Genomic DNA, 25,659 nt, shown 5'->3' with positions numbered 1-25,659 from the left:
AGGAACACAATTTCTAACATATTTCCGTACTTTTTTACTAAAAAAAAACTAAGATTACATTTGCTACTATTTTTGGTACTTTAAACTATGGTAAATGAGAGGTGTTGTCTATTAGTTTTGATTAAAAAGGCTTCAAAAGCTGAATTTAGTCAAATGGGTTAACATTAATTGTTCTTGAGCACAGGTAAAGCAATATGTGTATGTAGTTTTAAATATTCTATCAAAATGGATTGTTACATGCCTAAAATGATAAGTTTCGCCTTAATTTAAATCTATATATGAATTTTTCAAATCTTTCAGTTATTTATATTAATTGTTCATTAAAAAAGTCACCCCAAAAAAGCCATACTGAAACGTTGATGGAGGTCTCTCAAAATATTTTAAAAAAAGAAAATGTTGCTTATGAAACCATTAGGTTAATTGATGAAGAGGTTGCTGTAGGAATCTATCCAGACATGACTGAACATGGTTATGATAAAGATGTTTGGCCAGAAATCTTTGAAAAGATTATAGCCGCAGACATCTTAATTGTGGGAACACCAATTTGGTTAGGTGAGAAATCTTCTGAAGCTCAAAAACTTATTGAACGTTTGTATGCTATGAGTTCTAAAACAAATGATAAAGGGCAATACATCTTTTATGGTAAAGTTGGTGGTTGTATGATAACGGGTAATGAAGATGGTGTTAAGCATTGTGCAATGGGTATTTTATATGCATTACAACATGTGGGTTACTCAATACCACCGCAAGCAGATTCTGGTTGGATTGGTAAGGTTGGCCCTGGACCAAGTTATGGTGATACAGAATGGAAAGACGAAAAATTAAATATTCCAGTTGGTTTTGATTCAGATTTTACCAACAGAAATACTACATTTATGACGTATAATTTATTGCATTTGGCAAAAATGTTAAAAGAGAATAATGGATATCCGAATTATGGAAATTCTAGAGATAAATGGGACGACGGCACACATTGGGCTTTTGAAAATCCAGAATACAGATAAATTCCTGATGCATGAATACATGGTAACTGTAGCATGAAATATGTAACCATATTGGCATTAATCGTTATGATTATAACTTTCTTGACTATAACTATGTGTTTAGAATAGCAGGTAAGTTTTCTAGGAAAAATACGTCTGACAACAAATTACATATTTAAGAAATAACAGTAATGAATACTTTAAACGAAAAAGAATATTGTTAATTTGGTGTATAAATAATGGCAAATAGTAGGTATATAAATTCCATTGTTTTTAAGAATTGTTTTAAAACTATTTTCATAATTTTTATGGAGAATTTATTTTGTTTTTTACCAGTGACATACTAAAATATTATTAAAATGAAACATTTAGTTATTTTGGGTTTAGGTGCCAGAAGCACCTTGTTTTATCAAAAAAAATTACATGAGCTATATTTTAAGAAAGAAGGAGCTTATACAACATTCCCTTTTACATTAAAGCAATTAGATTTTAATACTATTAATCCCTATTTGCCTAACAATACATCTGTTTTATCACCAATACTTCAAGAGGAACTTAAAGTATATAATTATTCAGAAGTTAGATTGTTAGTTCCAAATATTACCATACATGAAATACTTGACACTATAGAATTCAACTTGCAATTAATACACCCTTATAAATTATTAGTTAAAGAGTTATCCAATAAAAAATTGAATAATTTGGTATTTTTTGGAACAAAGTTTACAAATAGCAATTCTTATTTATCATCTTATATTACTGACAAATCAATAGTGAAATTGAAGAATAAGGAGATAATTTTTTTGGATGATTTAAGGAAAAAGGTTTATGCTAATGTAGAAACTTCACAAGATGTTATCATATACAATGAAATGATTGCGAGGTATTCTATAAATAATATTGTAATTATTGCATGTACAGAATTGTCTATAATTAATACAAGTGAGCATGCACATGTTATCGATTTGTCAATGCTTCAATGTAAAGAAAGTTTAAAAATTACAACTAGAAATAAGTCAAGAGAATAGGTTAATGAACTATAGCTTATCTTTCAGCTGTAGTTTTATTTAACTGTTTTTACTTTCATCTTTTCTTTTTGATTCTTTCTTTACTCAATTAATCTAGATTTTCCATTTTCATATAATAAAAATTTTAAATTATTAGATGCTACTTCGGTAGGGTTTAGTAATTCAACTTCTATATTAGGTATTTCATTTTTAAAAGGAGCAACCACGGTTATAAATCGCATTGTTTGACTTGCATTTGTTTTTTTTAATCTATAATGAAAAGCAGGTCGAGTTTCTTTTGTTGTGTATTTAAAAGATACCCAACCTTCCTCTTTGTTAAGTTCAAGATTTTGTTGCCTGTTCGTTCGTACAAAAACATTCCAGCCATCTTTAAAATCAGATTGAACGGAGAATTTTTTGTTATTATATATAGCTTTACCCGGTGCTAATTGAAAATGGATATCTACATTTCCAACAGCTGTTCCAATGGCTTCATCCACGATAATAAAATATTTTTTATCAATAAAAAATAGTGAACGCCGATGCGTTAAATCTGAGTACCCGGCATTTTCAATTACTAATACATCTAAATTAGTACTTGTTTCCCATTTTATAAGCTTTGGTTTAAAATCCGTATTTTTTCCGTTTAACGTAAGAGTTTGATGAACTTTAGTTTGACGAAACCAATTTCGCCATTCAGGATCTCCGTCATATATATAACTACCGGAATCAGGCATAAGAGTTCGTTCTCCGGCATACAAAGTAAAGGATCCGTTATCAGGTTGGCCATGAAAACCAGCATCGGGACCACACTTTAAGACTAAACAGATAGCTTTATTACTCCAGTCACTCCTCATTGAATATAGCCCGCTATTTTCTAGAGCAAAGGCAGTATTTTTTGGCATCTTACCTTTTTTTCCTTTACTTCCCAAAAACATAAAATCATTTCGGTTAAAAAGGATGGACCATTTTTTAAATTGTTTATCATATTGACCAGGTGTTCCAGCCCAAGAATCACCAAATTGTGCATTAGTTCCATCCGGAAGACAAAGTTTCATTGGTACTTCACTCATTTTTTCCAGTTTATTAATGTACGATTTTGGAAAAAGATTCTTTTCACCGTTAAGCTTAGCTAATTCAAAAGTTCTATAAAACCAACTGATACTGCCCATATGATATCCCATACTCAATTCTCGTTGATGGCCATCTTGATAAATCTGATTGTTAATCTCAATGTTAAATCTACGAATAGCTTCTTTTTTCCATTCTTTAGCTTGTTCAAATTCAGGAAAAGTAAATGCAATAAATGCTAAACCTTCTGCTTCCATAAGTGCCCAGTTACTTCCTGTACTATATGTTTCCATTAGATATTGTGCGTGGTCAAAACAACTGTTCATAAATGCAACTAGAACTTCTTGAGTAAAGTATTCGGATTGTAAAAATCGGTAGAATTGTGTGGTCCAACTTTTCCCCCTTTTTCCTGCTTCAATAGATCTCCATGCATATCCATGATCTTTATCTCGTGGGTTTTTGATAATCCAATCAATAATCTGTTCACTCCATGCCTTGGCATATCGTTCGTCATTGGAGTTTGCATAGACTTTTCCCATAGCATTCCAGAAATACATGCGATTGAGTTGCCATACCCATTCGTTATCAGTTACAGGTCTATAATTCCAATTGATATCTTCACCACAATAATGAGAAGGGTATGCTGGTTGTCCAACAAAAATATGTCTTAATGCATCATTGGCATATTTTAGGTCTTTATCTGTAATAGTTGGTTTTATTAAAGTATTGACAGAATGCTTAACCGAAGTTCGGTTTCTATAGAAGTATAGTAGATTTTTGACATTGGTTTTAGAGTCACTCTTGGTGGAAAATACGGAATCTATAAATACGGAATCCAATCTGTTAAAAAGGACTTCTGATTTTAATGCAACAATAGAGGATTGTGAGAAAATTACTATTGGTAAAAAAACAGTTATAATAAATATATTATAGGTTCTTTTGTTATATAAGAATGCCATGTGAGTTGTTTGATTTAAGTTAATTATGTAGCCGTTATTTTACATAGGTCATAATGATGTGATTTTTATAAATGTAAATGACTTAAAAGAATTGTTTTATCTTTTTAAAACTTAGACTAACTTCTTAATAATTATTTTAGAAAACCAGTTTAATATTATTGCTAATGGGATTGTTATAATAATGGTTAATATAATATACAAATAATCATTTGTAATGAAAATGTGATTACCTCTTAAAAAGAAAATTGAAAGACCTTGTATTAAGTAAATTTCATAAGATATTTTACCCAGAAATAGTAGTGATTTATTTCTTGGGAAATAAAATTGCTTAAGAAATAAAAAGGTAGCTATTGGATAAAGGCACATTGACAGGTAACTGTAAACTCCCAAAATTGGAATTAATAGTAAAATGATTACAACTATTAGAAGTATATATTTAAAGTTTAGCATCTTTTTATCTATTAGGTTTTCGAAATACTTAATAAAAAAACCAGTAATAAATCCGAAGGTTGAAAGATACCACCAATCTCCATAATTAAAATATTTTAATACAATTACGTAGGTAATGGACAAAAATAATATTATAAAAATGCCATAAAGTAATGCACCTTGCTTAGTTTTAAAAACTATATAAAATATTGAATAAAAAAATATAATAGTAAATATGTACCAAGAAAAAGGTAAGAGAGAATCGGTGTTTCCAGTAATCAGATTTTTAAAAATTAAATTAATATTAATGGATTGATTATCTATATATGCACAAATTTGAAACGTAAATATGGCTAATAAGAATGGTGTAAGTAGTGTAGTAAACCTTTTTTTAAGGAAAGTATTTAGATAGTTGCTTTTTTTTATTAATAGAGAATTTAATAATCCATAACCTGATATGAAAAAGAAAATTGATACAATTGGACTGCCTAAATATTTAAAAAAATCAATTATGAATATAACATTTGTTTTTTCAGCTAAATGATGTAAAACAATTCCAACTGCTAATAAGCCTTTAAGCATGGTTGAGATGTCTTTTCCAAAATTTCCTTTAATTCTTTGTGTCATCAATAGAATAATTGTTTAATGCATAACCTTATGTACATATAATAATTACTCAATAATTTCCAGCGTTCCACATTGAACACCTACTCTATGTCCCTTTTTTTTCCATTCTATCAAAAATTTGATTGGTATAGCGATATCAACTGATACTTGTTCTGCGTTTTTTAATGCTGGATTCCATAAGCCGTAAGTAGATTTTAAAACTGAAATAAATTCTTTTTCCAATTCAGGATATTCCGCACCTTTTACGATGACATTTTCAACACTTCCGTTTTTTTCTATAGTCATAGTAACATCTACAATGCCAAATAACCTTTTTATTTTTTTATGATTTATCGGATGAAAATTATTAATAAGATATAAATTTAAGTTGTCTTTTATTAATGTAGGAAGTTTATATGAACCTTGTTTTTTAATTTCAATTCTATCTGTCAAATTATCATTTGTATCGAAGTTGTATTTGCCTACTAATTTTCCGTTTTGATACTTTCTCCATATTCCAGATCTTTTGTTTTCTAAAAATTCACCAACCTCTACCGTGTCTTTTCCATAGCCAAACTCGACAAAAAGTCCATTTTTTTTATTGTCTTTATAAGTGGTAAGATAATGTATTCGAGTATCGTTTTTATCATACTTACCTTCAAACGGGTAATATGCTTTCCAAATGCCATCTTTATTGTCATTGTCATAGTTACCTTCTTCAATGATAGATTTGTATAGGTTTGCATCCCAGGTTAGTAGGTATTTTCCATGTTTCATTTTACGATTGGTATCAAACACGTAATAGGTCTCAATTTTTTGATCTCTAGAGCTAATTACTTTAACTGTTTTTTGAGAAAAAATAGGACTAAAAGATAAAACACAAAGGATAATAAGTATTGTTTTTTTCATGGCAATAATTGTTTAAGAATAAACTAACCTATGTTGTTAGGTTCTAGCGTTTAAAGGTAATAAGAATTGACTGCCATTTCTTTTGTAGTTTTTATTACTTATTAACGATAAAATGCCAATTGTAAAATTAAAACATGTTTTATGACATAGTTTGGTAGGAATATCTATTTTTTTATGGAGCATACTAAATTATTATATTTTGTAAATTTAGCCTCTAATTAAATTATAATTAATGGTACCACTTACTGAACAAGAGTTACATAATTTAGGAATGAATATTGTTGGAGAAAAATTGCAACAAATGGGCTATGAATTTGTAGCAATTAATAGTAAGCTTAAAAGTCACCCTCAATATGTGCTTTATAAAAAAGGCGAACCTACTATTTTTGTGTTAGTTAAAGTGACTTCAAACATACAAAATGCCCAAGATTATGATGTTATTTGGATGGAAACCTTTAAGCAACATGCCATAAAACAAAATGCAAAGGTTTGGTTTGCTGGTGTGGGTATTGCTAATGCAGAGAGTGTAGAAATGCCAGTATTCAAAGATCAGCCGTACTATATGGCCTTCGATGAGTTCATTAAGGTGTTGGATTAATATTTGTTTTATAACAAACCACAGCTTAATTAAAATTCTTGAGAAGATGATTCTAGTTTTTTTTCTTTTTATTGGAAAAATTATCTTCTAATAATAATATTAATTTCTGTATACTTTGTTTTTATATATGCAAATCAAGAAGTCGGAAATAGCACATTTATTTAAATAATCTCTATTAAAATAAAAAAAGGCGATAGTTTTAAAACTATCGCCTTTTTTCTAAGATTTATAATTCTTATTCAGATTTTGGAGTGCCATCAGGCTTTTGCTCTAAGATATCAAAGAATTGATCTAATTTTGGTAAAATAACAATTCTTGTTCTTCTATTTCTAGATCTACCTTCTGCAGTATTGTTTGTTGCTAATGGTAAATATTCACTTCTACCAGCAGCAATTAATCTTTTAGGATCTATTTTGAAATCATCTTGTAACACTCTTACAACAGCAGTTGCACGTTGTGTACTTAAGTCCCAGTTATCTTTAGTAATTGCTGTGCTAATTGGTTGGCTATCTGTGTAACCTTCAACCATAACTTCCATTTCTGGTCTACTAGCAATTACAGTAGCTACCTTGTCTAAAATATTTTTTGCTTTATTAGAAATTATAGAACTACCACTTCTAAATAATAATTTATCGTTAATTTCAACGTAAACTACCGTTTTTTCAACATTTACAATGATATCTTCATCTTGAATACCATCAGCTAAAGCACTTTTTAAATGTACTGCTAATGTCAAGTTTATAGAATCTTTTCTAGACATAGCACCACGGATACCATTAATGTATTTGTCTTTTTCGCTCAATTGAGCAACAATATCTTTAATGTTACCAGATGCCGATTGAGATAACGTAGTTAAGTTTTCAATCTGTCTTATGGATTGTGCATGATTTTCTGTTAAAAATTTATTTTGTGCTTCTAAGTTAGCAACCATACCTGCAAACTTGTCTTTTTCAACTTGACAATCTAAGACCTTTGCCTTAGCGTCAGTTAATTCAGTTTTTGCGGTATCATACTGGCTTAATAAATCGTCATATTTCTTTTGAGAAACACAAGATGATAATAAAATTGCACATGATAGAGAAAGAAAAAGTATTTTTTTCATGATTTAATAGTTGTTTTTGTTTAATTAGTAAGCGAAGTTATTAAAAATTTATTTGAGCAAAGAATATTTAATAAGAATTTAACAAAGTAATTCTGAAAAATTAATCTTTACCTTTGCAATAGTATAAAAATATGAAATTTTATTCAATATGAATGCATTGTTCAAGAGATTTACTCTTTTTTTTATTGTAGTAGTTGTTTTAGGTTCTTGTAACGATTTAAAACATGAAAAACTTGTAAAATTGGAAGGCTCAGCTTTCGGTACTTCTTTTCATATAACTTATTTTGATGCAAATCAAATTGATTTTTCTAAATCTATCGATAGTTTATTCTCTCTGGTAAATAATTCGTTATCTACTTATATTTCAAATTCTGATATCTCTAAAATAAATCGTGGTGATAGCACTATTGTTGTAGATCACTTTTTTAGTGAAGTGTTTAAAAAGTCATTGGTTATCTATAAGGATACGGATGGTGTATTTGATCCTACAATTGGTATTCTTGTTAATGCTTGGGGTTTTGGCCCTGAGAAAGCTTCTCAAAAGTTAGATTCAATTAACATAAAACATTTACTGAATTTGGTTGGTTTTAATAAAGTGAATCTTCTAAATGGTAAAGTAGTTAAGGATAATGATAGTATTTATTTTGATTTTAATGCAATAGCTAAAGGTTACGCAGTTGATGTAGCGGGTAGGTTTTTAGAAATGAAAAATATATCGAATTACTTGGTAGAAATTGGTGGTGAAATACGGTCTAAAGGAATAAATAAAGGTAAAAATACGTCATGGAAGGTAGGTATAGAGCATCCCAATTATGATGGGACTCGTTCATTTGAGAAAATCATTGAATTGAATAATCAATCAATGGCGACTTCTGGTAATTATAGGAAATTTAAAATTGACTCCGTCACTGGAAAAAAATATGCACATATAATTAATTCTAAAAATGGATATCCCTCACAAAGTAATTTGTTAAGTGTTTCGATAATAGCAGAGAAAGATTGTGCGGATGTTGATGCTTATGCAACTGCCGTTATGGCAATGCCATTGATAAAGGCTAAAAACTTCTTAGAAAGTAAAAAGGAGTTAAAAGGATTTATTATTTTTAGTGACGATTCTGGAGTCGTAAAAACATTTGCAACATCAAATTTTTAAAGTTTTTAAAATGGCCTCTAGTTCAAACATAAAATCACGTTTATTTATTGAAGGAGCATAAGTAAATCCCTCAACCACTAAAAGTCTATTATTTTTTTTATCTAAAACTGTGTAATTTAAAAAAGGACCAGCCATAAAATCTCCTTTAACATCCCAAGTGCCTCTTGTTTCAAAGGTTGGTTTGTCGTCTATAACAACCTCCTTAGTAAATGGTGTATAAGCAGCTTCTGTAACCATATAAGAACCGTCAGCAGGTCCAGGAATGTGGTTTTTTCCAATGGAGTCTCGGGCTTTTACTATATTATTTGCAATGCTATCTTTTTCCATTAAGGGAAGGGCATAAGCTATAATGTTTAAACTACCTTTTGTAATATCTTGTCTAAGCCATAAAAAATCACCAGTGTCATCAACAATTGCAAAATTACGAGGTATTTTTATTGAGACTCCAAGTTTATTTAAGGTTTTAATCTCTTTTATTTCATAGCTATTTTTAATGTTTTCTTTTTGATAATTTTTTAAATCGGATTCTTTAAAAACTGAAATTATATCTTTTTTATGAGCTTGAATTAGTGCAGTCAAACTATTTTCATCCTTACCAAATATGGTCATTGTCAATTGAGGGGCTGCATAAACATCTTTCTTTAGAAAATAACCTTCTTTTTCACTAACACCAACAAATAGGATATTTCTATTGGTTTCAAATAAATTAGAGAAAGCCGCCGGGCTAACTTGATTTACTGAAAATTGTGTTTCTTCTTGAGGTAGACCTAACACAGGAGCGGCAATAATATCTCTAAGCGAATCTCCAACTTGACCTTTCCACAGATTGTTTTCAATAACAATTGTTAAGAAATTAATTCTACTATAAGATTCTTTTAATGTTAGTTTGGTGTTTTTTGAATTACAAGAAATAAAAAAAACGCTAAGTAAAGCTACTGCTAATAGGTTTTTCATGGGTTTGAATTGGTTTTAATGTTAGATGTTTATTCTTTTAGCCAAGCATAATACTTAAAAATTATACAATATCAAACCAATATCGATTGGTTTAACTTTTATAAATTTTAAGTTTTGTACCTGGTTTTAAACTTTTAACACTCCAAATATTGTTCCAATTTTTGATTTGTTCAACAGAAACTTGAGGAAATTTTTTTGATATGATCCATAAAGAGTCTCCTTTTTTAACTGTATAGGTAGTATACTTACCTGTTGGAGTAGATTTGGTAGCCGTTTTTTTTGTAGTTGTTGTTTTACTTTTAGAAGAAGCAGTTTTATAATTTTTAGGATAAATAGTTAATCGTTGTCCAATTTTTAGATTATTTGAACGTAAACCATTCCATCTTTTTATTTGAGAAACTCCAACGCCATAACGTTTAGCTATTTTACCTAAATAATCGCCATTTCTAACGCGATATCTGATTTTATCAGAAGCTGTTTGAAATTTTGGTAGTTGTTTTTCGCGTTTAGCAAGATCTGCTTTTGCATACGCATAAATTTGCTCCTCATTAGAGACGAATTTTCCAATCAAATTAACAGGTAAGCGTAAGGTGTATTTCTTTTCCTTTACAAAAGGAATTATTTTTAACTTGTATTGCGGATTTAAATGTTCTAACAATTCATTATCTGTATTTAAAACCTTATTAATTTCGTCAAATGTAATTTGATGTTTAACTACAATGGTGTCGGTTTCAAATCTTTTGGTTATAAATTTTTGAGGCCTAATGCTGTGTTCATCGGCATATTCCATTAAATACAGTGTTGCGTAAAATGCAGGCAAATAACCAGCTGTTTCTCGAGGTAAATTGTGTCTAATATTCCAATAATTTCGGCTACCACCTGAGCGTCTTATCGCTTTTGAAACATTTCCAGGACCAGAGTTGTATGCGGCTAATGCAAGATCCCAATCGTTAAATGTATTATATAGTTGAGATAAAAATTTACAGGCTGCTTCCGTAGCCCTAATTGGGTCATGTCTTTCGTCTACATAAGAATTTACCTCTAAATCAAATTGCTTGCCAGTATAATACATAAACTGCCATAAACCAGATGCTCCGACTCTAGACCTTGCTGTTGGTCGTAGTGCTGATTCTACAATAGCTAAATATTTAATTTCTAAAGGGATATTGTATTTATCTAAGTGTTCTTCAAACATAGGAAAGTAGTATTCTGCCCTTCCCATTAAAATACCAAGTGATTTTTTACGTGTTTTTAAATAATGCTTTATTAATCGTTCTAGAGAGGAGTTGTACTCAACATTAAATGGCGTTGTGCTGTTCAGGTGAGCCAGCCTTTCTTTTAAAAGTTCAGTGCTAAGTTCACTATTTAATGTATCAGAAATCTCTTCATCAGGGTCAACATATTGAAAATCATTATCTAGTGATGACGCTCTTAACCTAGCCACCCATAAACTATCAATTAAATTAGCATCACTATGGTCAATTAATTCAGGAGGGTTTATTTTTAGGCTATCTCCATTTATTTTCAATGCCTTTGTAGTCGTATTATCTTTAAGTTCAATCGCTGTTTTTTGAGCAAACAAAAGACTAGGGGATAATACTAAAATGAATATATAAACGAATCTCATCATGTTAAATATTTAGAAATATTGACTGCTGTAAATTAGGGTTAGAAGAAAACAAAAATAGAAAAATTATTTTTAAGTCAATCCTACAAACCCAATTCCTATTCAAAATAAAACTTAGCCACCTGATAAACAAGTGGTTGAAATTAGTTTGTGATATTAAACTGTTAGCATAACGTAAAATACCTTTACAAATTATTCAGTACTTGTTAAAACTTTCAGTTCAGTACCAGGTTTAATGTGAGGTACACCCCAAATATTGTTCCAATTACGAAGTTGATTTATTGAAACATTTTGAAATTTTCTGGAAATAATAAAAAGAGAGTCACCTTTTTTTACGGTGTAGACTTTAAAAACATCAGGTTTTACAGAAACTTCATTGGTTTTTATAGGTTCTGTTGATGATTTTATCGCAACTTCGTTTTTCTTGTTCGTTATCACCAAACGCTGTCCTTCAATAAGAAAGTTTGTTTGTAAGCCATTCCAATCTTTTAATTGCTGTAATGTTATTCCAAATTTTCTCGCAATTTTAGGCAAGTTGTCTAATTTTTCTACAACATAGCTGTTTTCAGTATTCGGAATAATATTATGTGGTTTTTCTTTATTGTCTAGGGTGTTGTCTTCTTCATAATTTGTACTTAAAAACTTTGCAATGGCACTCTTTGGTAATGTTAATACATGGGTTTTGTTTTTGTTAAACGGAACAATCTCTAACTTATATTGAGGGTTTAATGAGGTTAAGAATTTATTGGGGACACCAGTTCTTTTTTCAATTTCTGAAAAACTTAGTCTTTGATTAATATGTAGCGTGTCTGTATCAAAATAATCAATTTCAATATTGTTGGGATAAATTTGATGTGCTTCTCCATATTCAAAAAGATAAAACATGGCATAAAAAGCAGGGACATAACTACTTGTTTCTTGTGGTAAGAATTGTCTAATGTTCCAATAGTTTCTTTTTCCTCCAGAACGTCTAATAGCTTTGTTTACATTGCCTGGTCCAGAATTATATGCGGCCAAAGCTAAGTCCCAGTCATTAAAAGTATCGTGCAATTTTTTTAAATACTTACAAGCTGCTTCAGTAGCTTTTATAGGGTCAGTGCGTTCATCAATATATGAAGTCACATCTAAACCATATTCTTTACCTGTATGATACATAAATTGCCAAATACCTTTTGCCCCTGCATGTGATGTTGCTGTTGGTAGTAAAGCAGATTCTACTACAGCGAGGTATTTAATTTCAAGGGGGATATCATATTTGTCTAAATATTCTTCAAAAATGGGAAAGTAATATTCAGCTCTGTCCATTAAATTTGAAATGGCCTCTTTTTTATCCTTTATATACAAGCGAATAAAACGTTCAACAGTGGCGTTATAAGGTACGTCAAAAGGAGTTTTGTCATTTAGAATTGCCAACCTGTCCTTTAATAACATACTTGAGAAATTCTCAAGTATGTTATGTTTTATTTTAGTATCTGCTGTGTTGTAGGGAATGGTGTTATCAACATTCGCCTCAGTAGTGTTTGTTGTATATTCATAACTATCTGCCAAAGGATTCTGAGCAACAGCTATTAAAAAATTACAGAATAAAATAAAAGTAAAAAGCTTCTTCATTGCGGTTGATAGATTTTGTAACAAATCAAAAGTAGCAAAGCATCACAGGGTAATAGCAAAATTGTTAATTAATGCTAAAAACTTTAGATGTAATAATCTCTAATAGAAGATGTTGCGTAAATCTCCATTGAGCATATTGAAAAATAGTTAGTTAATCTCTGTTTTGATTAACAAAAATGTAATTAGATGGTCTTTAAATTGTTTAAGTCAAAATAATTTACAATTCTAAAATAAATAATATAAATTTTTTTATGCCTTTAATAAAAAGTTGTAATATTGCTATGTGAAAGTGTTACAAATACATATAGTTTCTACATATTTTAGTCGCCCATCTGGGATTCGTCGCCCGTAAGGGTATCTTATATTTTAATGAACTTAGGTGAGTCCGGTTCTTTTTTCAAACATACAATTTTACAAACACATTTTAATTAAACTATTATCATAGTATGGATATTGTTATTGCTACAAAAAAGCATAATAAGTATGCTGCCATTATTTGCGATACCATTGCGGAATCAGCAAAAGTCCGAGGGACTGGAATAGCCAAGCGTACTCCAGAGTATATCATGACTAAACTTGAAAATCAGAATGCTGTAATTGCCTTAGATGGTGATAAATTTGCAGGGTTTTGTTATATCGAAGCTTGGGACCATGGAAGGTTTGTGGCTAATTCAGGACTGATTGTGCATCCTGATTACAGAAGCCTAGGTTTGGCAAAAAAAATCAAAAAAGTAATTTTTGATTATTCGAAAAAGAAATTCCCAGATGCTAAAATGTTTGGCATAACTACTGGTTTAGCCGTATTGAAGATTAACTATGAATTGGGGTATAAACCCGTTACTTTTTCTGAGTTAACAACTGATGATGCTTTTTGGAAAGGTTGTCAAACGTGTAAAAATTACGATATATTAACGCGTACAGAACGAAAAATGTGCTTATGTACAGGGATGCTTTATGACCCCAATGATAAAAAAGTAAAAGAGGAAAGTGAGCAAAAGCACCCTTATAATAAAAGAGTTTTACAAAGATTAAAAAACATTAAAGAAACAGTATTCTTAAAAAATAAAAACAAATGAATAAATTAGTTTTAGCATATAGTGGCGGATTAGATACATCTTATTGTGCAAAATATTTGTCTGCTGAAAAAGGTCACGAAGTTCATGCTGTAAGTGTAAATACAGGTGGGTTTACAGATGAAGAAATCAATGATATTGAAAAAAAAGCATATGCTTTAGGCGTTAAATCTTATAAAAATATTAATGCAATTTCAACCTTTTATGAAAAGGTGGTGAAGTATCTTATTTTTGGAAATGTATTAAAGAATAATACCTATCCTTTATCTGTTAGTTCAGAACGTATAATTCAAGCGATTGAAATAGTAATGTACGCAAAGAATATAGGAGCTAAATTCATCGCTCATGGAAGCACTGGTGCAGGGAACGATCAAATTCGATTTGATATGATTTTTCAAATATTAGCTCCAGAAATACAAATTATAACACCTATTCGAGATTTAAAGCTCTCAAGAATGGATGAAATAGAGTTTTTAAAAGGGCATGGCGTTGAAATGTCATGGGCAAAAGCTCAATATTCTATTAATAAAGGGTTGTGGGGTACTAGTGTAGGTGGTAAAGAAACACTAACCTCAAATGAACCGTTACCAGAATCGGCGTACCCAAGCCAGTTAGAAAAAGAAGGTTCTGAAAAAGTGAAGTTGAGTTTTGATAAAGGTGAATTGGTAGCCATTGATTATGTAAAAAATAGTCCAATAGAAAATATTAGAATTCTTAATGAATTAGCTTCTAAATATGCCATAGGCCGTGATACTCATGTTGGAGATACAATTATTGGGATAAAAGGTAGAGTTGGTTTTGAAGCTGCAGCACCACTTATTATTATTAAAGCACATCACTTATTAGAAAAACATGTGTTGACAAAATGGCAACAGCACCATAAAGAGTATTTATCAAATTGGTATGGCACAATGTTACATGAAGGGCAGTTTTTAGATGCTGTTATGCGAAATATTGAAGCGTTTTTGGAAGATTCTCAGGCAAATGTAAATGGAGATGTTATCGTCACCTTAAATCCATATAGGTTTAGCCTTGATGGAGTTCAGTCGCGTCACGATTTGATGAATTCTAAAGTTGCTGCATATGGAGAAATGAATGAAGGTTGGACTGCTGATGATGCAAAAGGCTTTATTAAGATTCTATCCAATCAAAATAAGATTTTTAATCAAGTAAATAACAACGAATGATACAAGTTGGAATTATTGGTGGGGCAGGGTATACGGCAGGCGAATTAATTAGATTACTGATTCATCATAGAGAAGTTAAAATTGATTTTGTTTATAGTACTTCAAATGCGGGCAATAAAATTAGTGATATTCATCAAGATCTTATTGGTGAAATAGATCAAAAATTTTCTGATAAAATTAATACTGAGGTTGATGTACTTTTTCTTTGTTTAGGTCATGGAAACTCCAAAGCGTTCTTAGAAAATAATCACTTTTCTAATGCTACAAAAATTATCGATTTGAGTAATGATTTTAGGTTGCTGAACGATCGTGTTTTTCAAGGCAAAGAATTTGTTTATGGCCTTCCAGAACTTAATTTAGAAGCTATTAAATCAGCTAATTATATTGCAAATCCTGGATGTTTTGCTACAACTATTCAGTTGGCGTTATTGCCACTAGCAAAACATGATTTATTACAAAGTGACATCCATGTAAATGCGGTAACTGGGGCAACAGGTGCGGGAACATCATTATCTAAAACAACACATTATACTTGGCGTGATAATAATTTTTCGTATTACAAACCCTTTACCCATCAACATTTAGGTGAAATAAATCAAAGTCTAACGCAATTGCAAACTTCATTTAGTAATGAAGTGAACTTTATGCCAAATAGAGGTAACTTCAGTAGAGGGATTTTTGCCACTGCCTATTCAAAATTTGAAGGTACTTTACAAGAGGCTAAACAAATATATTTAGATTTTTACAAGGACGCAAAATTTACTTTTCTAAGTGATGTTGAATTGCATTTAAAACAAGTGGTAAATACAAATAAATGTTTAGTGCATTTACACAAGCACAATGATAAATTGTTAATCAGTAGTATTACAGATAATTTATTAAAAGGAGCTTCTGGTCAAGCAATTCATAATATGAATTTAATGCTTGGATTTGAAGAAAGTGAGGGTTTAAATTTAAAAGCAACTTACTTCTAATAGGCGTATTAAAAAATAAAACAATGAAAATAGCAATAATAGGAGCGGGAAATTTAGGGTTGTCAATTGCAAAAGGGCTTATTGTAAACAATGCATATACCCATTTGTACTTAACAAAAAGACATACACTTAGTATTGAAGAGTGGTCGGAATATGACAATGTTAAAATAACGACCGATAACAGAGAGGCAGTTAAAAATTCAGATATTATTATTTTTGCAATACAACCGAAACATTTTGACGGTATTCTTAATGATATTTCTGATATTCTAACCGAAAATCACGTCTTAATTTCTACAATAACTGGGTTCAAAATTTCTAGTATTGAAGCCGTTATTGGTTCAGATAATTTTATAATCCGGTCCATGCCGAATACGGCTATTTCAGTAGGCAAATCAATAACCTGCTTATGTAGTAATGAGAAAGGGAAAAAGCGTATTGATATTGCCAAGTCTATTTTTAATAGGTTAGGTACATCTGTTGAAATTCCTGAAGAGCAAATGCGTGCTGCAACTGTTATTTGTGCAAGTGGTATTGCTTTTTGGATGCGATTGATAAGAGCAACAACGCAAGGAGCAATTCAGTTGGGTTTTGAAGCTGACATAGCTCAAGAAATGGCGATGCAAACCTGTTTAGGAGCGGCCACGCTGTTGGTAGAATCAGGGAACCATCCCGAAGAGGAAATAGATAGAGTTACTACCCCAGGAGGTTGTACAATTGAAGGGTTAAACCAGATGGAGCACAGTGGTTTAAGTTCTTCTCTAATAAAAGGGATTGTCTCTTCTTTTAATAAAATTAACCAAATAACCGAAGCAAACACATGAATTTATTTGACGTTTATCCATTGTATTCTGTTACCCCTGTAAAAGGTAAAGACATCTTTGTTACTGATGATCATGGAGTAGAATATTTAGATCTTTATGGAGGGCATGGAGTCATTTCTATAGGCCATGCACATCCACATTATGTTGCAAAAATTAAAGAGCAATTAGAGGCTCTTGGTTTTTATTCTAATGCTGTTCAAAACCCGCTACAAGTAGAATTAGCTCAGAAATTAGGTGCCATTTCTCAATGCCCAGATTTTAGTCTATTTTTATGTAACTCTGGGGCAGAAGCAAATGAGAATGCTTTGAAATTGGCATCATTTCATACCGGTAAAAGGCGTGTGATTGCTTTTAAAAATTCTTTTCACGGACGTACGTCTGGAGCCGTTTCTGTAACCGATAATCCAAAAATAATTGCACCCATAAATGCCTGTAACCCTGTTACAATTTTACCTTTAAACAATAGTGAATTACTGGAAGGCGAATTGTTAAAAGGGGATGTTTGTGCCGTAATTATTGAGGGTATTCAAGGTGTTGGGGGTTTAGATGAAGGAACAACAGCTTTTTTTCAGGATTTAAGAAAATTATGCGATACATATGATGTTATTTTAATATCCGATGAAATTCAATCGGGTTATGGTAGAAGTGGTAAATTCTTTGCCTTTCAACATCATAATATAGAACCGGATATTATTTCGGTTGCAAAAGGTATGGGTAATGGATTTCCCGTTGGTGGAATTCTAATTGCACCAAAACTAAAAGCTAGTTATGGACTTCTAGGAACCACTTTTGGAGGAAATCATTTAGCTTGTGCAGCTTCAATAGCAGTGTTAGAAGTTCTTGAAAAAGAACAGTTGATTAGCCATGCGGCAAAAATGTCGGCTTATTTTATAGAAATCGCGAAGGAGATGCCACAAGTAAAAAAGATAAAAGGAAAGGGCTTAATGCTTGGTCTTGAATTTGATTTTGAAGTGGGTGAATTAAGAAAAAAATTAATCTATGATAAGCACATATTTACTGGTGGTGCTAGTAATAAAAAGCTACTAAGAATTTTACCGCCATTAACAATACAAAAAGATCATATTGATCAATTTTTTGAAGCTTTAAAAGTTTTACTTGACGAATAAAAAAATGAATACAATTTTATCTATATCGCAAAGAAATGCCGTATTGCTTAGTATGGCAAAGTTAGTGGCTCAGGAAACTGAAGCTATAATGAATGCTAATAAAGAGGATATTGCAACTTTTGCGGTAAATGATTTGGCAATGTTTGACAGGTTAAAAGTAGACGAAGATAAAATTCAAGGTATGATTTTGTCTTTAGAGCAATTGGCAAGTCTAGAAGATCCTGTAGGTCAAGAGCGGTTTAATTTTACCCATGAGAATGGATTGAAAATTTCAAATAAAACAGCATCTTTTGGTACAGTAATGATTATTTATGAATCACGACCAGATGTTACGGTAGAAGCAGGTGGAATAGCATTTAAATCTGGTAATAAAATTTTATTAAAAGGTGGTAAGGAATCGTTGAATTCAAATTTAGCAATTGTTAACCTTTGGCATCGTGCTTTAGAAGAAAATGAAATTGATAAAAATTGGGTTGAGTATTTGAATTATAATCGAAATGAAACACAGGTTTTTTTGAAAAATCCAACTCAAAAAATTGATTTAATTATACCTCGTGGCGGTGAGAAGTTAATTGCTTTTGTGAAAGAAAACGCAACCTGTCCCGTGATTGTAAGTGGTAGAGGTAATAATTTTGTTTATGTGTCCAAGGAAGCAGATAAGCAAAAAGCTTTTGATATAATTATGAATGCAAAAGTGGCAAAAATTTCTGCGTGTAACGCTTTAGATAAAGTGTTGATAGATTCAGAATTGCCAAATTATCATGGTTTTTTAGAAGAGCTAATTACAAAACTATCATCGAGTAATGTAACCGTTTTAGTAGATGCATCATTGGAGGGGTTGGCGAATGTCAATCTAATACCAAATGAAGAGATTTGGTTTGAAGAATTTTTGGATTATAAAATAGTAATTGGACTTGTAGACAATTCAGAGGCTGCAATTGCTAAAATAAATAAGTACTGTGGTGGTCATTCGGCGTCAATTATAACCAGCGATGATACTGAAGCTAAACTTTTTATGGAGTCTGTTGATGCTGCTGCTGTATATCAAAATGCATCTACACGTTTTACAGACGGATTTCAATTTGGCTTAGGTGGTGAACTCGCTATTAGTACAGATAAATTACACCAGAGAGGACCAATTGGTCTTCAACATTTAGTAACTAATAAATGGTATATTTTTGGAGATGGGCAAATTAGGTAAAAAAAGAGTACTATTAAAAATAGGAACCAATGCACTTACTAAAGAAACTGATCAGATTTCAAGAGGTAAAATTGAAGATATTGGTAGACAAATATCAGCATTAAAGGATGATTACGAATTTATCATTGTCAGTTCTGGGGCTATTGCCGTTGCAAAACAGTTTGTGAAATTAGAAGGTAATGGTAAAGAAATTAATGTGAAACAGGCCTTAGCGGCAATTGGTCAGCCGCATTTAATGCGGATATTTCATGATAATTTTTGGGAACTTGGGCTTTTAACATCTCAATGTTTATTGTCTTATGCAGATTTTGAAAGAGAAATTTCGAGGCAAAATATTATGAATACCATTAATGTGTTGTTGGAAAATAATTATATACCTATCATTAATGAAAATGACACTGTTGCGACAGATGAAATTAAATTCGGAGATAATGATAAGTTGGCGGCATTAACCGGTAGTTTGTTAAATGTAGATTTAGTAATAATTGCCACAAATACCGATGGTATCTATACGAAAGTATCTATGAATGAAAATGAACAAAAGACCATTCAGCTTGTTGAAGATATAGATAAATTGCAAAGTGAAATTTCAACTGATAAATCCTCTCGAGGTACAGGAGGTATGCAATCTAAAATTGATGCCGCTCGAATTTTAAAAAATAACAATATTGAAACTTGGATAGTTAATGGAATAGTTGATGGATTTATACAAAAAGCAATCAACAATGAAATTACATTTACCAAAATATTAAACAAAAACTAATGAATTACCTCTCTATTAATGATATTAACTCTTTGCATGATTGGGTGCAAGAAGCGATAAGTATAAAAAAAGATCCTTTAAAATATCATACGCTTGGAAAAGATAAATCTATTGGGCTATTGTTTTTTAACTCTAGTTTACGTACGCGATTAAGTACGCAAAAAGCAGCCTTAAATTTGGGGTTAAATCCGATTGTGATGAATTTTTCTAATGAAGGATGGGCGTTAGAATTTGAGGATGGAACTATTATGGATCAGGGTAAATCGGAACATATAAAAGAAGCTGCTCAAGTAATTTCTCAATATTGTGATATTATTGCAATTAGAGCATTTGCGTTGTTAGAGGATAAAGAAAAAGATCAAGCGGAAGAGGTGCTTTTAAATTTTAAAAAATACGCTTCGGTTCCTATTGTAAATATGGAAAGTTCGGTAGGGCATCCATTGCAAGCTTTGGCTGATGCTATTACGTTGGCAGAATATAATCAAAAGAAATCGCCAAAAGTAGTGTTGTCATGGGCTCCGCATCCAAAAGCATTGCCTCATGCCGTTGCCAATTCTTTTGTGCAAATGATGCAATTGCAAGATGCAGAATTTGTGATTACACATCCTGAAGGATATGAGTTAGATCCAGAAATTACAAAAAATTCAAAAATTGAATATAACCAAGAGGAAGCATTTAAAAATGCAGACTTTATTTATGTTAAAAATTGGAGTTCTTTTTCCGATTATGGACAAGTAATTTCAAAAGATAAAAATTGGATGATTGATCAACCAAAAATGAATTTGACCAACAATGCAAAATTTATGCATTGCTTACCAGTACGAAGAAATGTTATTGTTACTGATGAAGTGTTAGATGGAGAAAATTCCTTGGTTATAGAGCAAGCCAATAATAGAACCTATGCCGCACAGTTGGTATTAAAAAAGATTTTGAAAAATGAGTAAACCAAAACTACATATCATAAAAATTGGAGGTAATGTTATTGACCATGAGGAAAATTTATCTTCTTTTTTAGTGGCTTTTTCAAAGTTAGAGGGGTTAAATATCTTAGTCCATGGTGGTGGAAAAAAAGCAACGGAGATTGCTAAGAAACTACAATTAGAACCTAAAATGATTGGCGGAAGACGGATAACTGATGTTGATAATTTAGAAGTAGTAACGATGGTGTATGCAGGTTTGCTAAATAAAAATATTGTTGCAAATTTGCAAAAAAATAATTGTAATGCGATAGGACTTTCTGGAGCAGATGGTAATGCTATAAAGGCTCATAAACGTATAGTAAAAGAAATTGATTATGGTTTTGCTGGTGATGTAGATGAGGTTGATACGAATACTATTACTGTATTATTAGAGAATAATTTAATTCCCGTTTTTTGTGCAATTACGCATAATAAAGAAGGTCAGTTACTCAATACCAACGCCGACACCATTGCTTCAGAATTAGCATCTGGCTTGGCAGAAAAATATGAGGTTAGTTTGACGTATATTTTTGAAAAAAAGGGAGTTTTAGAAAGTATAGATGATGAAGATTCTGTAATAGAAAGTATAGATTCTGACATTTATAAAACCCTTAAAAATAATAATATAATTGCCGCAGGTATGCTACCAAAATTAGAAAATTGTTTTTATGCATTAGGTAAAGGTGTTGCAGAAATTCATATTGCTAATCCTGATTTTATAACGAATAAAAACACTCAACACACAACATTAAGTTTATGATTGAAAAACTAACCAAAGAGGCCATTGCTCTATTACAAAGGCTTATCGCAACCCAATCGTTTTCAAGTGAGGAAGCTGAAACGGCTCTTTTGATAGCAGATTGGTTTATTACACATGATATTAAATTTAAACGTAGTAATCATAATGTCTACGCCTTTAATAAATATTTTGATGCAGAAAAGCCTACTTTATTATTGAATTCGCATCACGATACTGTAAAACCAAATTCGGCGTATACAAGAGATCCTTTAAAGCCTGAAATTATTGAAGGGAAATTATTTGGTCTTGGAAGTAACGATGCTGGCGGTTGTTTGGTTTCGTTGATAGCGTTATTTACATATTTTTATACTCACAAGGATTTAAAATACAATCTGATTATTGTAGCTTCTGCCGAAGAAGAAAGTTCTGGTCAAAATGGATTGAATAGTATGCTGCCAATACTTCCAAAAATTGATGTTGCTATTGTGGGTGAGCCCACTTTAATGCAATTGGCAGTGGCGGAAAAAGGATTGTTAGTTATAGATTGTATTGCTCACGGAAAGGCAGGTCATGCCGCACATGGGTTGGGTGATAATTCAATTTATAAAGCCATGGAGGCCATAGAATGGTTTAGAACCTATAAGTTTCCGAAAATCTCAGAAACGTTAGGGGAGATTAAAATGACAGTTACGCAAATTAATGCGGGTAGTCAGCATAATGTGATACCTGCCGAATGTCATTTTGTAGTAGATGTTCGTATTACTGATGCTTATAGTAATAAAGAAGTGTTGGAAATTATTAAGAGTCATGTTGAGGTTGAAGTAAAAGAACGATCTTTACGATTAAATTCATCATCTATACCCAAAGAACATGCTTTAGTCAAAGCTGGTATTGCTTTAGGTAGAGAAACGTATGGTTCTCCAACCTTATCAGATCAAGCAGTATTAACTTGTTCGTCCTTAAAATTAGGTCCTGGTGATTCATTACGCTCACATACCGCAGATGAATTTATTTATGTGAATGAAATTGAAGAAGGAATAAAAATTTATATTGATTTGTTAACAGACGTTATTGTATAATCAGTTCCGTTAGTTGTAATTTGTAGACCAATTAAACAGATTAAAAATACTTAAACATTAAAAATTATGAAACTCTGGGATAAAGGCTTTAGTACTGATAAAAAAATTGACATGTTTACTGTCGGAAATGATCGTCAATTAGATTTGATCATTGCTAAATATGACGTGTTGGGTTCAATTGCCCATGCCAAAATGTTGCATAAAATAGAAATTTTACAAGATCGAGAAATTGTTATAATCGAGGCAAAGCTTAACAGTATTTTACAAAATATAGAAAAAGGAAATTTTGTTATTGAAGATACCTTTGAAGATGTTCATTCTAAAGTGGAATTCATGCTTACTGAAATGTTGGGCGATACTGGTAAAAAAATACATACGGCAAGGTCAAGGAACGATCAAGTTTTAGTTGATTTGCACTTGTATTTTAAAGATGAAATTTCAGAGATTAAAAATTTAGTAAAATCATTATTTGACGAGTTAATGTCAAAAGCAGAAGAGCATAAAGAGGTGTTAATACCAGGATATACCCATTTACAAGTTGCCATGCCTTCTTCATTTGGCTTGTGGTTTTCTGCGTATGCCGAAAGTTTAATTGATGATGTTTATATGTTGAATGCCGCTTTTAAAATAGCAGATCAAAACCCGTTAGGTTCTGGTGCTGGTTATGGAAGTTCCTTCGATATTGATCGTCAAATGACAACAGAGTTACTTGGGTTTGAAACCTTAAAATATAATGTAGTCGCTGCTCAAATGAGTAGAGGTAAAACAGAAAAAGCATTGGCTTCTGCACTGAGTACTGTAGCGGGGACGCTTTCAAAATTTGCCATGGACATTTGTTTATACATGAGTCAGAATTTTAATTTTGTGTCCTTTCCAGATGAGTTGACTACAGGTTCTAGTATAATGCCTCATAAAAAGAACCCTGATGTTTTTGAATTGATACGTGGTAAATGTAATGCACTACAAGCTCTGCCTTATGAGCTGACTTTAATATCTAACAATTTGCCAAGTGGTTATCAGCGTGATTTGCAATTGTTAAAAGAGGCTGTTTTACCAGCAATTCAAACGTTGAAATCTTGTTTAGAGATGATGACCTTTTCTATTGAAAATGTACGTGTAAATACTAAAATTTTGGAAGACCCGAAATATGATTATTTGTTTACAGTTGAAGAGGTTAATAAATTGGTACAAGAAGGTGTTGCTTTTAGAGATGCTTATAAAATAGTAGGGGCTAAGGTAGAAAAAGGGGAGTTTAAACCTGATAAAAATGTTAATCATACGCATTTAGGAAGTATAGGTAATTTATGTTTGAAAGAGATTACTGAAAAAATGATTACGGCGTTAAAATAATTATTATTGAATAATCACCTTTTGAAAATCGTCAAAATTACTATTAGTTTTCTAAGGAAAACACCTGTAAAAATGTTAAATTTACAGGGTATTAATTCATAAAAATGGATACTACCAATCGGTTAAAACAAGTAGCGGATTTGTTATTAGAAATATCATCACTATTGATGGTTTCTGGAGCAAATACGAATAGAGTGGACTTAAATATTGACCGTTTTGCATCTGTTTTAAATTGTGAATCTTTTAGTTTAATCAGTCAGAAGACTATTATATTAACGGTTGTAGATATTAAAACGGGTGAAAATTACACTAAAGTTAAAAATTTACCTTCCCATAAAATAGATTTTACAATACTTTCTTTAATTAGTAAAGCCAGTTGGAATGCAATTGATCAAGATTGGTCATTGTCTCGAATTAGAAACGAAATTAAAAGCTTAAAAGATCAAAAAAGATATCCAAGAATCGTTGTGCTCATAGCGGTAAGTTTTGCGGGTGCAGGTTTTTGTAAAATATTTGGAGGTGATTATTTAAATTTGCTAGTTGCATTTATAAGTACATTTTTTGGTTTACTGATGCTTCAAGAAACACATAGAAGATTATTTAATGTTTATATAAATGTATTTTTAGCATCACTAACAGCTTCTACAATAGCCTCTTTGGGTGTTTATTTTAATTTAGGTACACAACCTGAGGCAGCTTTGGCTACTTCTATACTATTTTTAGTTCCGGGAGTTGCTTTAATTAACTCTTTTTCGGATTTATTAGATAAAAATGTTTTGAATGGAATGGTAAGATTTGCCAACGGAGTCATGACCGTTTTAGCAATGGCACTTGGACTTTTTATAGCCATGTTAATTTTTGAATTAAAATGATAGAAACTATATTAAACATTTTAGAAATTTCCATTTGGGCAGGTATCGCTGCCGTTGGCTTTGGTATATTATTTAATATACCTAAAAAAGCCATTCTTACCGTTTTCTTATTAGGTTTTGGGGCTGGGTTTATCAAGACTTTTTTATTGCATTTTCAAATTAATATTGTTTTAGCTAGCTTGGTTTCAGCTTCATTTGTGGGTCTGTTAAGTATACCTTTAGCTCATAGTATTCATCAGCCTCCTGTAGTATTTTCTATACCTGCCGTAATTCCAATGATTCCTGGGTTTTATGCCTATGAGACGGTGTTGTCAATCATGTCTTTTACTTTTCTAGAAAAAGATGATGCAAAAAGATTAGTATTTATGGATGCTATATTTTCAAATGGTTTTACCATGTTGTTCATCTTAATTTCATTATCTATTGGCGTATCTTTACCACTACTTTTGTTGCGAAAAGATACCGTAAAAAAAATAGAAAATTAAGACATCGTTATTTTGTA

The 25,659-nt window shown here is 31.3% G+C and carries 24 protein-coding genes; 17 read left to right on the top strand and 7 right to left on the bottom strand.

All coding sequences use genetic code 11. The features are described from left to right. Nucleotides 1-278 precede the first annotated feature (278 nt). Both D3P13_RS01520 and D3P13_RS01515 read left to right on the top strand, forming a co-directional pair. A complete protein-coding gene (locus D3P13_RS01520) occupies nucleotides 279-1,004 on the top strand; it encodes a flavodoxin family protein (RefSeq protein ID WP_117879538.1) in 726 nt (241 codons plus the stop codon). Between the two features lie 338 nt (nucleotides 1,005-1,342). Further along, nucleotides 1,343-2,011, top strand: coding sequence for an aspartate/glutamate racemase family protein (locus D3P13_RS01515; RefSeq protein WP_117879537.1), 669 nt, complete (start codon nucleotides 1,343-1,345; stop codon nucleotides 2,009-2,011). Nucleotides 2,012-2,091: 80 nt separating this feature from the next. Here the strand turns inward: D3P13_RS01515 and D3P13_RS01510 are convergent, their stop codons facing one another. The 3 genes from D3P13_RS01510 to D3P13_RS01500 form a co-directional block, all read right to left on the bottom strand. Then, nucleotides 2,092-4,020, bottom strand: a complete 1,929-nt coding sequence (locus tag D3P13_RS01510; RefSeq protein WP_117879536.1) for an alginate lyase family protein — start codon at nucleotides 4,018-4,020, stop codon at nucleotides 2,092-2,094. Nucleotides 4,021-4,131: 111 nt separating this feature from the next. Further along, nucleotides 4,132-5,076, bottom strand: a complete 945-nt coding sequence (locus D3P13_RS01505; RefSeq protein ID WP_117879535.1) for an acyltransferase family protein — start codon at nucleotides 5,074-5,076, stop codon at nucleotides 4,132-4,134. A gap of 45 nt (nucleotides 5,077-5,121) precedes the next feature. Then, complete coding sequence (locus D3P13_RS01500; protein WP_117879534.1) at nucleotides 5,122-5,964, bottom strand: energy transducer TonB; 843 nt, start codon at nucleotides 5,962-5,964, stop codon at nucleotides 5,122-5,124. A 232-nt stretch (nucleotides 5,965-6,196) separates the two neighbouring features. Between D3P13_RS01500 and D3P13_RS01495 the strand changes: the two genes are divergently transcribed. Then, nucleotides 6,197-6,562 carry a Na(+)-translocating NADH-quinone reductase subunit F gene (locus D3P13_RS01495; RefSeq protein ID WP_117879533.1) on the top strand — a complete coding sequence of 122 codons (366 nt, stop codon included), beginning with the start codon at nucleotides 6,197-6,199 and terminating at the stop codon, nucleotides 6,560-6,562. A 235-nt stretch (nucleotides 6,563-6,797) separates the two neighbouring features. Here the strand turns inward: D3P13_RS01495 and D3P13_RS01490 are convergent, their stop codons facing one another. Further along, the gene (locus tag D3P13_RS01490; RefSeq protein WP_117879532.1) at nucleotides 6,798-7,664 is read right to left on the bottom strand and encodes an OmpA/MotB family protein; all 867 of its coding nucleotides are present in this window, start codon (nucleotides 7,662-7,664) and stop codon (nucleotides 6,798-6,800) included. A gap of 148 nt (nucleotides 7,665-7,812) precedes the next feature. Here D3P13_RS01490 and D3P13_RS01485 point away from each other — a divergent pair, with 148 nt between their 5' ends. Beyond that, nucleotides 7,813-8,817: an FAD:protein FMN transferase gene (locus D3P13_RS01485; protein ID WP_117879531.1), complete on the top strand. Its 1,005-nt coding sequence runs from the start codon at nucleotides 7,813-7,815 to the stop codon at nucleotides 8,815-8,817. Here D3P13_RS01485 and D3P13_RS01480 read toward each other — a convergent pair. The 3 genes from D3P13_RS01480 to D3P13_RS01470 all read right to left on the bottom strand — a co-directional run bounded on the left by D3P13_RS01480 (nucleotide 8,806) and on the right by D3P13_RS01470 (nucleotide 13,009). Then, entirely contained in the window at nucleotides 8,806-9,771 is a 966-nt protein-coding gene (locus D3P13_RS01480; protein WP_117879530.1) for a DUF4837 family protein, read from the bottom strand. The two genes, D3P13_RS01485 and D3P13_RS01480, sit on opposite strands and share 12 nt — an antisense overlap. A gap of 91 nt (nucleotides 9,772-9,862) precedes the next feature. After that, nucleotides 9,863-11,401, bottom strand: a complete 1,539-nt coding sequence (locus D3P13_RS01475; protein ID WP_117879529.1) for a lytic transglycosylase domain-containing protein — start codon at nucleotides 11,399-11,401, stop codon at nucleotides 9,863-9,865. A gap of 189 nt (nucleotides 11,402-11,590) precedes the next feature. After that, nucleotides 11,591-13,009 carry a lytic transglycosylase domain-containing protein gene (locus D3P13_RS01470; RefSeq protein WP_117879528.1) on the bottom strand — a complete coding sequence of 473 codons (1,419 nt, stop codon included), beginning with the start codon at nucleotides 13,007-13,009 and terminating at the stop codon, nucleotides 11,591-11,593. A gap of 446 nt (nucleotides 13,010-13,455) precedes the next feature. Between D3P13_RS01470 and D3P13_RS01465 the strand changes: the two genes are divergently transcribed. The 13 genes from D3P13_RS01465 (at nucleotide 13,456) to D3P13_RS01405 (ending at nucleotide 25,642) form a co-directional block, all read left to right on the top strand. Beyond that, nucleotides 13,456-14,085 carry a GNAT family N-acetyltransferase gene (locus D3P13_RS01465; protein WP_117879527.1) on the top strand — a complete coding sequence of 210 codons (630 nt, stop codon included), beginning with the start codon at nucleotides 13,456-13,458 and terminating at the stop codon, nucleotides 14,083-14,085. Then, nucleotides 14,082-15,269 carry an argininosuccinate synthase gene (locus D3P13_RS01460; RefSeq protein ID WP_117879526.1) on the top strand — a complete coding sequence of 396 codons (1,188 nt, stop codon included), beginning with the start codon at nucleotides 14,082-14,084 and terminating at the stop codon, nucleotides 15,267-15,269. The genes D3P13_RS01465 and D3P13_RS01460 overlap by 4 nt, the downstream gene beginning before the upstream one ends. After that, nucleotides 15,266-16,243 carry an N-acetyl-gamma-glutamyl-phosphate reductase gene (argC, locus tag D3P13_RS01455; protein WP_117879525.1) on the top strand — a complete coding sequence of 326 codons (978 nt, stop codon included), beginning with the start codon at nucleotides 15,266-15,268 and terminating at the stop codon, nucleotides 16,241-16,243. Before D3P13_RS01460 ends, argC begins: the two co-directional genes overlap by 4 nt. Nucleotides 16,244-16,266: 23 nt before the next feature. Continuing rightward, nucleotides 16,267-17,067 (top strand): pyrroline-5-carboxylate reductase, encoded by an 801-nt coding sequence (proC, locus tag D3P13_RS01450; RefSeq protein ID WP_117879524.1) that lies wholly within the window; start codon nucleotides 16,267-16,269, stop codon nucleotides 17,065-17,067. Further along, the gene (locus tag D3P13_RS01445; protein WP_117879523.1) at nucleotides 17,064-18,194 is read left to right on the top strand and encodes an aspartate aminotransferase family protein; all 1,131 of its coding nucleotides are present in this window, start codon (nucleotides 17,064-17,066) and stop codon (nucleotides 18,192-18,194) included. The genes proC and D3P13_RS01445 overlap by 4 nt, the downstream gene beginning before the upstream one ends. A 4-nt stretch (nucleotides 18,195-18,198) precedes the next feature. Continuing rightward, a complete protein-coding gene (locus tag D3P13_RS01440; RefSeq protein ID WP_117880221.1) occupies nucleotides 18,199-19,395 on the top strand; it encodes a glutamate-5-semialdehyde dehydrogenase in 1,197 nt (398 codons plus the stop codon). Continuing rightward, a complete protein-coding gene (proB, locus tag D3P13_RS01435) occupies nucleotides 19,379-20,158 on the top strand; it encodes a glutamate 5-kinase (RefSeq protein WP_117879522.1) in 780 nt (259 codons plus the stop codon). Before D3P13_RS01440 ends, proB begins: the two co-directional genes overlap by 17 nt. Beyond that, complete coding sequence (locus tag D3P13_RS01430; protein ID WP_117879521.1) at nucleotides 20,158-21,102, top strand: N-acetylornithine carbamoyltransferase; 945 nt, start codon at nucleotides 20,158-20,160, stop codon at nucleotides 21,100-21,102. The genes proB and D3P13_RS01430 overlap by 1 nt, the downstream gene beginning before the upstream one ends. Next, nucleotides 21,095-21,877, top strand: coding sequence for an acetylglutamate kinase (gene argB / locus D3P13_RS01425; protein ID WP_117879520.1), 783 nt, complete (start codon nucleotides 21,095-21,097; stop codon nucleotides 21,875-21,877). The genes D3P13_RS01430 and argB overlap by 8 nt, the downstream gene beginning before the upstream one ends. Beyond that, nucleotides 21,874-22,935 (top strand): M20 family metallo-hydrolase, encoded by a 1,062-nt coding sequence (locus D3P13_RS01420; protein WP_117879519.1) that lies wholly within the window; start codon nucleotides 21,874-21,876, stop codon nucleotides 22,933-22,935. The genes argB and D3P13_RS01420 overlap by 4 nt, the downstream gene beginning before the upstream one ends. A 66-nt stretch (nucleotides 22,936-23,001) precedes the next feature. Beyond that, complete coding sequence (argH, locus tag D3P13_RS01415; RefSeq protein WP_117879518.1) at nucleotides 23,002-24,285, top strand: argininosuccinate lyase; 1,284 nt, start codon at nucleotides 23,002-23,004, stop codon at nucleotides 24,283-24,285. Between the two features lie 104 nt (nucleotides 24,286-24,389). Further along, nucleotides 24,390-25,157 (top strand): threonine/serine exporter family protein, encoded by a 768-nt coding sequence (locus D3P13_RS01410; RefSeq protein WP_117879517.1) that lies wholly within the window; start codon nucleotides 24,390-24,392, stop codon nucleotides 25,155-25,157. Then, complete coding sequence (locus tag D3P13_RS01405; protein ID WP_117879516.1) at nucleotides 25,154-25,642, top strand: threonine/serine exporter family protein; 489 nt, start codon at nucleotides 25,154-25,156, stop codon at nucleotides 25,640-25,642. The genes D3P13_RS01410 and D3P13_RS01405 overlap by 4 nt, the downstream gene beginning before the upstream one ends. Nucleotides 25,643-25,659: the final 17 nt, after the last annotated feature.

The sequence above is a fragment of the Aureibaculum luteum genome, from assembly GCF_003449015.1.
GTDB lineage: Bacteria > Bacteroidota > Bacteroidia > Flavobacteriales > Flavobacteriaceae > Aureibaculum > Aureibaculum luteum.
Note: the sequence above shows the minus strand (reverse complement) of the source record. Positions and strands in the feature narration are given on the sequence as shown.

Bases quoted from the DNA above. Each gene is read 5' to 3' on its own strand.
- D3P13_RS01520 (WP_117879538.1), top strand. From the start codon at position 279: ATGAATTTTTCAAATCTTTCAGTTATTTATATTAATTGTTCATTAAAA.
- D3P13_RS01515 (WP_117879537.1), top strand. From the start codon at position 1,343: ATGAAACATTTAGTTATTTTGGGTTTAGGTGCCAGAAGCACCTTGTTT.
- D3P13_RS01510 (WP_117879536.1), bottom strand. From the start codon at position 4,020: ATGGCATTCTTATATAACAAAAGAACCTATAATATATTTATTATAACT.
- D3P13_RS01505 (WP_117879535.1), bottom strand. From the start codon at position 5,076: ATGACACAAAGAATTAAAGGAAATTTTGGAAAAGACATCTCAACCATG.
- D3P13_RS01500 (WP_117879534.1), bottom strand. From the start codon at position 5,964: ATGAAAAAAACAATACTTATTATCCTTTGTGTTTTATCTTTTAGTCCT.
- D3P13_RS01495 (WP_117879533.1), top strand. From the start codon at position 6,197: ATGGTACCACTTACTGAACAAGAGTTACATAATTTAGGAATGAATATT.
- D3P13_RS01490 (WP_117879532.1), bottom strand. From the start codon at position 7,664: ATGAAAAAAATACTTTTTCTTTCTCTATCATGTGCAATTTTATTATCA.
- D3P13_RS01485 (WP_117879531.1), top strand. From the start codon at position 7,813: ATGAATGCATTGTTCAAGAGATTTACTCTTTTTTTTATTGTAGTAGTT.
- D3P13_RS01480 (WP_117879530.1), bottom strand. From the start codon at position 9,771: ATGAAAAACCTATTAGCAGTAGCTTTACTTAGCGTTTTTTTTATTTCT.
- D3P13_RS01475 (WP_117879529.1), bottom strand. From the start codon at position 11,401: ATGATGAGATTCGTTTATATATTCATTTTAGTATTATCCCCTAGTCTT.
- D3P13_RS01470 (WP_117879528.1), bottom strand. From the start codon at position 13,009: ATGAAGAAGCTTTTTACTTTTATTTTATTCTGTAATTTTTTAATAGCT.
- D3P13_RS01465 (WP_117879527.1), top strand. From the start codon at position 13,456: ATGGATATTGTTATTGCTACAAAAAAGCATAATAAGTATGCTGCCATT.
- D3P13_RS01460 (WP_117879526.1), top strand. From the start codon at position 14,082: ATGAATAAATTAGTTTTAGCATATAGTGGCGGATTAGATACATCTTAT.
- argC (WP_117879525.1), top strand. From the start codon at position 15,266: ATGATACAAGTTGGAATTATTGGTGGGGCAGGGTATACGGCAGGCGAA.
- proC (WP_117879524.1), top strand. From the start codon at position 16,267: ATGAAAATAGCAATAATAGGAGCGGGAAATTTAGGGTTGTCAATTGCA.
- D3P13_RS01445 (WP_117879523.1), top strand. From the start codon at position 17,064: ATGAATTTATTTGACGTTTATCCATTGTATTCTGTTACCCCTGTAAAA.
- D3P13_RS01440 (WP_117880221.1), top strand. From the start codon at position 18,199: ATGAATACAATTTTATCTATATCGCAAAGAAATGCCGTATTGCTTAGT.
- proB (WP_117879522.1), top strand. From the start codon at position 19,379: ATGGGCAAATTAGGTAAAAAAAGAGTACTATTAAAAATAGGAACCAAT.
- D3P13_RS01430 (WP_117879521.1), top strand. From the start codon at position 20,158: ATGAATTACCTCTCTATTAATGATATTAACTCTTTGCATGATTGGGTG.
- argB (WP_117879520.1), top strand. From the start codon at position 21,095: ATGAGTAAACCAAAACTACATATCATAAAAATTGGAGGTAATGTTATT.
- D3P13_RS01420 (WP_117879519.1), top strand. From the start codon at position 21,874: ATGATTGAAAAACTAACCAAAGAGGCCATTGCTCTATTACAAAGGCTT.
- argH (WP_117879518.1), top strand. From the start codon at position 23,002: ATGAAACTCTGGGATAAAGGCTTTAGTACTGATAAAAAAATTGACATG.
- D3P13_RS01410 (WP_117879517.1), top strand. From the start codon at position 24,390: ATGGATACTACCAATCGGTTAAAACAAGTAGCGGATTTGTTATTAGAA.
- D3P13_RS01405 (WP_117879516.1), top strand. From the start codon at position 25,154: ATGATAGAAACTATATTAAACATTTTAGAAATTTCCATTTGGGCAGGT.